The 234-nt window shown below is 52.6% G+C and carries 1 rRNA gene; it reads left to right on the top strand.

Annotated features, from left to right (window positions below):
* Positions 1–36: 36 nt before the first annotated feature.
* A 16S ribosomal RNA gene (locus WFI52_RS14150) occupies positions 37–234 on the top strand; the annotation flags it as partial.

Here is a 234-nt window from a genome sequence, read left to right as displayed (position 1 = left end):
GCTTCGTCGTTTTCCCGATGGGGTATGCATTTTTTCTTTACGGAGAGTTTGATCCTGGCTCAGGATGAACGCTGGCGGCGTGCTTAACACATGCAAGTCGAACGGTGAAGCAGAGCTTGCTCTGTGGATCAGTGGCGAACGGGTGAGTAACACGTGAGCAATCTGCCCCTGACTCTGGGATAAGCGCTGGAAACGGCGTCTAATACTGGATACGAGCCGTGAAGGCATCTTCAA

The sequence above is a fragment of the Microbacterium sp. MMO-20 genome, from assembly GCF_037147735.1.
In the GTDB taxonomy this organism is placed as follows: Bacteria; Actinomycetota; Actinomycetes; order Actinomycetales; family Microbacteriaceae; genus Microbacterium.
This window is presented reverse-complemented; position numbering and strand designations above follow the sequence as displayed.